The 1412-nt window shown below is 44.4% G+C and carries 2 protein-coding genes; both read right to left on the bottom strand.

Going from position 1 to position 1412, the window contains the following annotated elements; translation table 11 throughout:
- The coding region (gene flgL / locus ACYVTD_RS12835) for a flagellar hook-associated protein FlgL (RefSeq protein WP_461248137.1) at positions 1–642 on the bottom strand (642 nt) is incomplete at its 3' end.
- A 32-nt stretch (positions 643–674) separates the two neighbouring features.
- A partial coding sequence (locus ACYVTD_RS12830; protein WP_461248136.1) for a flagellar basal body rod C-terminal domain-containing protein occupies positions 675–1412 on the bottom strand: 738 nt, incomplete at its 5' end.

Genomic DNA, 1412 nt, shown 5'->3' with positions numbered 1-1412 from the left:
CGCCTGCACTCTGTAATCTGTAGCGTCCGTAGTGGAAAAAACCTGCATTCTTTCAGCCCAAAAAGCCTCGTCACCGCCCAAATCAATATCCAAAAACATATTATCGCCAATCTCGACTTTTCTGCTTGGTCCTGTCCCTCGGTATTCAACTCGTTTTATAACTGTTTCTTCGCCGCCTTCAACAGTCCCCTCTACAAGTCTGAAAGGTTCAGTATAAACTTTATCGCCGGCGAATAACTGTCTTGTATCGGGACCAGTCGCGTTGGAAATTTTTACAAGTTCTTTTAAAAGTTCATTTACTTCCATCGCCATTATTTTTTGATCGTCAGGGGAATAATTTCCGTTAGCGCCTGTAACGGCGAGTTCTCTTACTCTTTGCAGAATATTTGTAGTTTCGTATAAATAATCGTGAGTATTATCAAGATGTTCCTTCGCTTTTTTTGTGTTTTCCTCAAAGCGGTTAAGACGCGCAAGATACGACTCATACCTTACGGCATGGGACGCGGCAAGAGGATCGTCTCTTAACCTGTGAATCCTGTTATTTGTGCCAATCTGATTATCGATGTTATTTAATCTTTCTTCCTGACGTCTTAAATAAAATTGCATGTCGGAATTCGGCATGTCGCTCGATATCCTTCTCATAATTATTCCTCCTGATTCCTATTTGTTAGGCGTTATACGCCCATGCGGTTGATTAACGTATCCAACATTGAATTAACTGTTGTGATATACCTTGCCGCCGCGTTGTAACCATGTTGAAACCTAAGCATATTGGCAAGCTCTTCGTCCATATTTACGCCGGAAATTGACTGTCTCCAATCGCGTAAATATTTCATTATCTGATTTTCCGTAGCTAACGCCCTTTCCGATTCTTCGCCCATTAACGCTATTTTTCCAACCGAGTTGGCAAAATAATCGTCAAATGTGGCGAAATTCCCTACCATTACGGGATTGTTTCGTATCGAAGCGATAGCTGCTGCCGCGTCTCCGTTTCCAGGGTTGGCGATTCTTCCGTTTTCGCCAAAACCTGCGGCGACATTTGTCGAGTCTCTTATCAGCGTGGGATTAACTTCTATCCAGCCTGACGGATGCGCGATTGGAGCAAGAGCGTAATCGGTTGTATCGCCCCTAAGACTTGTTACCGCGTCGGCGCGTCCCCAGTCATAAGCGCCTTCCGCTCCCGATTGATTAAGAAGACCGGCGTAACCTGCAAGGAAATGTCCCGTGTCCTCAACATGACGTATAACAAAATCGGGGTTAACTCTCTGTCCGTCAATTAAACCGGCGGTTGTTCCCTTTAATGAAATTTTACCTTCTCTGTTAAGACGGGCGACAACTTCCGCGCCTGAATTGTTAATGCGCGTTATAATGTCGTTAACTGTGTCCGTCGTATAATACGGCACTTCTACTTG

This window comes from Treponema sp. R6D11 (genome assembly GCF_054786075.1).
The sequence above is the reverse complement of the archived record's forward strand: the minus strand, read 5'-3'. Positions and strand labels throughout refer to the sequence as shown.